Below are 4,622 nucleotides of genomic sequence, written 5' to 3'. Positions count from 1 at the left end.
CGAACAGGCTGCGGTCGCTGCCATTGTCCGAGACCACGGACGACAGCGCGGCCGAATACATCACCAGTGTTCCATTCGGTGCGATCACCGGAGCGAGGCCCGCCGAGAAGCTGCGGAAGCGGCGCTCGAACGGGTTGCGCCTGGAGGCGTCGATCAGGGCGAGCTTCACCCCGGCGCCGCGGCTGTTGATCTCGCCGAGCACGGTCTCGAGGCTGAAGCCGTCGCGGCGCACGTCGGCCTCGGCCCAGATCTGCGCATCGATCGGGATCATGTAGCTCTGCCGGTTCGACTGGATGCCGTAACCGGAGAAGAAGACCAGCGCGACCGAGCCGGGCTTGATCTTGCCATAGAGCCGGTCGAAGGCGCGGCGCATGCCGTCGCCGGTCAGGTTTTCGCCAACCTCGACGGTGAAGCCATCGCGCTTGAGCTCGTCGGCGACGTCACGCGCGTCGTTGACCGGCTCCTTCAGCGGCGCATCGGCGTCGGGATATTTGGCGTTGCCGATGACCAGCGCGAAACGGTCGCCGGCGGCGAAGCACAGGGTGGGCGACGCGATTGAAAAAATCAGCGTGGCGAGCAAGGCAAGGCGGATTTTCATAATCGCGGCAAATCCAGATCGCGGCATTCCAGTGAAATGGCGCCGCTTCCAGCCTGCGCCACGGGAACCTTACTCTAGCGAAATCGCATTATCAAACCACGGCCAAACCCCCGTCAACGGCCTGCGGCCGCATCGCTTATCGCAGTGACATCAGCGGGACCGCAGTGCAACAGCGCGCGGTCATGGCGGCCATCGCCGTCGTGGCATGGTGCCGGCTCCTGCGAGCCGATAATGTGATTGCACTCACAGTGGCTTGGGCTGCCCTGTTGTCATGCGCTCGTCGCACTCCGCGCGGTTTGACCTTTGCGCGAGGCGATGGCTTTGTGTTCGGGACGGCAAGCCATTCAACAAGACCGCAAACAAGAGCGAAACCGATGGGAAACGCCTACGAGATCTATGCCCTGCGCTATGCGACGATGTCGCCGCGCAGGCCCCACCTCAACTTCCTGGTCCCCGATCCGCATGACACCACGGCGCAGGATCTCGATTATTTCGTCTGGCTGATCCGCGGCCACGGTCGCGACATCCTGGTCGACACCGGCTTCAACGCCGAGGAGGCCAAGGCGCGTGCCCGTAAGCTGACACTCAATCCGGTCGATGCGCTGGCCGGCTTCGGCGTCAGTGCCGATGCGATCCGCGACGTCATCGTCACCCATCTGCATTACGACCACGCCGGCAATCTGGATCGCTTCCCGAACGCCAAATTCCATCTGCAGGAACGCGAGATGAGCTACGCGACCGGCCGCTGCATGTGCAACGGCATGCTGCGCCATCCGTTCTCGATCGAACATGTCACGCAAATGGTGCGTCATGTCTATGGCGAGCGCGTCACCTTCCATTCAGGGGATGGCGAGATCGCGCCCGGCGTCACCGTGCATCGGGTCGGCGGCCATTCCGACGGCCTGCAGGTGGTGCGGGTCGAGACCGCGCGCGGTCCGGTCGTGCTGGCGTCCGACGCCGCGCATTACTATGCGAACCTGCACAAGAAGAGCCCGTTCCCGATCGTCTACAATGTCGGCGACATGGCACAGGGCTGGGAGACGGTCGAGCGGCTCGCCGGTCATCCCGACCGCTTCATCCCCGGTCACGATCCGATCGTCAGCGAGATCTATCCGCGCGCCAGCGACAAGGTCGATGCGTTCGCGCTGCATCTGGCGCCGTCGCGGTCGTTCGCGAAATAGCCTCGCCGATCCCGGCCGGGCCCATCCGTAACACGTCAAGAAACGTCAAAAGAAGAAGCGATATGACTGATCATAAAACTCTCGGATTTATCGGCCTCGGCGTGATGGGTGAGCCGATTTGCCGCAACCTGGTCAAGAAGAGCGGCAAGCGCGTCGTGGTGTTCGACCTTTCGGCCGAACCGCTGGAACGCGTGCGAGCAGACGGTGCCGAGATCGCCGACTCGGTCGCCGATGTCATCAAGCAGAGCGATGTGCTGTTCCTCTGCCTGCCGAGCGCCAAACACGTGCGTGCGGTGTTCGAGGGCGACGGCATTCTGAAGAATGCGAGGGCCGGCCAGGTCGTGGTCGATCTCGGCACGTCTTCGGTCAGCCAGACCCGCGATTTCGCCGGTCAGCTGCAGGCCAAGGGCGCGGCCTGGGCCGATGCGCCGATCGCGCGCACCCGGCAGGCGGCGCAGGACGGCACCCTCAGCGTGATGGTCGGCGCGGTGCCCGCGCTCTATGCCGCGATCGAGCCGCTGATCCGCTGCTTTGCCACCGACGTCACCAATTGCGGCGATGTCGGCGCCGGGCAGGTGACCAAGATCCTCAACAACATGGTGCTGTTCGAGACCGTGAACGCGCTGTCCGAGGCAGTCGCGCTGGCGAAGCACAATGGTGTCGATCCGAAACTGCTGCTGGAAACCCTGTCGAAGGGCTCGGCCGACAGCTTCGCGCTGCGCAACCACGGCATGAAGGCGATCGTGCCGGGCGTGTTTCCGGAGCGCGCGTTCTCGACCGAATATGCGCTGAAGGATCTGTCCTATGCACTGGAGCTTGCCGCCGACGCCGGCATCAGGATTCGCGGCGCGGAGCTGATCGGCACGGTGCTGCAGGAAGCGATCGACAAGGGATCGAAGGATAACTATTTCCCGGTGATCGCCAAGCATATCGACGGGGCGTAGTGCAATATTTCACGCCGGCATTGCGCGCGTAGTCCCATCACTGTCGTGCTGAGGAGGCCGCGCAGCGGCCGTCTCGAAGCACGACGGTCCGACTCTGGCCGTGCATCTTTCGAGGCTCGCCCAGCGGCGCAATTGCGCCGCAAGGCTCGCACCTCGGGATGACGGGTTTGGGTGGCTATGCTCGGAAGAGAGCCGTCCTAATACACGTCCTTCGCGTCGGCCTCTTCGCTGGTCTGCACCAACTCGAGGCTGGTCTCGACCTTGCCGAGCAGGCGTCCGAGGTCGCGCCGCTCCTGCGCGGACAGGCAGGACAAGATCTCCTGCTCCTTGCGCAACAGGCGCGGGATCAGCTCCTCGTACAGCGCCTGGCCCTTCTTGGTCAGCCGCAGGCGGAATTCGCGGCGGTCGTCGGCGTTCTCGACGCGCTCGACGATCTCGCGCTCCATCAGCGCCGATACCGCGCGGCTGATGGTGGATTTATGCGTGCGGGTGCAATGCGCGATGTATTGCGCGCTGCAAGGATCGCTGCGGAAGCCGAGCGTCGCGAGCACCCGCCACTCCGGAATGTCGAGGCCGTAGCGCGCCTGATATTCGCTCGACAGCGCCGAAGACACCTCGGCCGCCAGCCGGTTCAGGCGGAACGGCATGAAATGAAAGAGATCGAGACGCTTCTTCGCCGCAGCGACATCGTCGCGCGCGTCCGATTCCACGGCGCTTCGCGGCCGGGCTGGAGGCTGGCTTGCAGAGGTCCTGGCCAAAAATTCCTCCAATTTGAGTTGACGGCGGGCCCAACTGGGAGTTTAAGATAGTTGCAAGTGAGACTAATTTAGCAAGGTCGCGGCCGGCTCGCAAGGTCCTGGTCGCAAACCGGTCACACAAGCCGCAGCCAAAAGCCGGCACAAGGGAACATCCAGGGTCACGCAATGGCATCAGCCAATACGGCACAGGCCAAAACCCAGTTCGGCTATCGCCGCCACCCCGACCAGGAGCGGTCGGGCGCCAATATCGCTGAGCATCCGGTCGTCGTGGTCGGTGCCGGGCCGGTGGGATTGTCGCTCGCGATCGATCTGGCGCAGCGCGGCCAGCGCGTGGTGCTGCTCGACGATGCCGACCGGATCGGCGAAGGCTCGCGCGCGATCTGCTTCTCAAAACGCTCGCTGGAGTTCTGGGATCGCCTCGGCGTCGGCGACCGCATGGTCGAGAAGGGCGTGGTGTGGAGCGTCGGCAAGATTTTCCACGGCGCCTCGCAGCTCTACCAGTTCAACCTGCTTCCCGAGGAAGGCCACAAGCGGCCCGCTTTCATTAATCTCCAGCAGTTCTATGCCGAGGCCTATCTGGTCGATCGGGTCGAGCAGCTGCCTGAAATCGACCTGCGCTGGCGCAACAAGGTGATCGCGCTGGAAAGCCGCAACGATGGCGTCGCGCTGACCATTGCGACCCCCGAAGGCTCCTACCAGGTGCACGCTTCGTTTGTCGTCGCCTGCGACGGCGCCCGTTCCTCGCTGCGGCAGATGGTCGGCGCGGACTTTGCGGGCCAGGTGTTCGAGGATCAGTTCCTGATCGCCGACGTCAAGATGACCGCGGCGTTCCCGACCGAGCGTTGGTTCTGGTTCGATCCGCCGTTCCATGCCGGGCGCTCGGCGCTGCTGCACAAGCAGCCGGACGACATCTGGCGGATCGATCTGCAACTCAATCCCGATGCCGATCCGGTGGCGGAGAAGCAGCCCGAGAATGTCCGGCCGCGGATCGAGCGCATGCTCGGGCATGACAAGTTCGAGTTCGAATGGATCTCGCTCTACAAGTTCCAATGCCGCCGGATGGCCAAGTTCATCCACGGCAGGGTGATCTTCGCGGGCGATTCCGCCCATCAGGTTTCGCCGTTCGGCGCGCGCGGCGCCA

At 64.0% G+C, this 4,622-nt stretch carries 5 protein-coding genes; 3 read left to right on the top strand and 2 right to left on the bottom strand.

Annotated elements, in window-relative coordinates:
* Positions 1-598: caspase family protein (locus FNJ47_RS44685; RefSeq protein ID WP_163162972.1), on the bottom strand; the 598-nt coding region annotated here is incomplete at its 3' end.
* A gap of 374 nt (positions 599-972) precedes the next feature.
* Here FNJ47_RS44685 and FNJ47_RS44680 point away from each other — a divergent pair.
* Positions 973-1,779 carry an N-acyl homoserine lactonase family protein gene (locus FNJ47_RS44680; protein ID WP_163162970.1) on the top strand — a complete coding sequence of 269 codons (807 nt, stop codon included), beginning with the start codon at positions 973-975 and terminating at the stop codon, positions 1,777-1,779.
* A gap of 23 nt (positions 1,780-1,802) precedes the next feature.
* The gene (locus tag FNJ47_RS44675; RefSeq protein ID WP_347341814.1) at positions 1,803-2,723 is read left to right on the top strand and encodes an NAD(P)-dependent oxidoreductase; all 921 of its coding nucleotides are present in this window, start codon (positions 1,803-1,805) and stop codon (positions 2,721-2,723) included.
* Positions 2,724-2,920: 197 nt separating this feature from the next.
* Here the strand turns inward: FNJ47_RS44675 and FNJ47_RS44670 are convergent, their stop codons facing one another.
* Positions 2,921-3,370, bottom strand: coding sequence for a MarR family winged helix-turn-helix transcriptional regulator (locus tag FNJ47_RS44670; protein ID WP_236000545.1), 450 nt, complete (start codon positions 3,368-3,370; stop codon positions 2,921-2,923).
* Positions 3,371-3,646: 276 nt separating this feature from the next.
* On the opposite strand from FNJ47_RS44670, the gene FNJ47_RS44665 reads away from it, so the two are divergent.
* Positions 3,647-4,622: FAD-dependent oxidoreductase (locus FNJ47_RS44665; protein WP_163162964.1), on the top strand; the 976-nt coding region annotated here is incomplete at its 3' end.

It is taken from the genome of Bradyrhizobium uaiense (genome assembly GCF_010811875.1).
Classification (GTDB): Bacteria; Pseudomonadota; Alphaproteobacteria; order Rhizobiales; family Xanthobacteraceae; genus Bradyrhizobium; species Bradyrhizobium uaiense.
The sequence above is the reverse complement of the archived record's forward strand: the minus strand, read 5'-3'. Positions and strand labels throughout refer to the sequence as shown.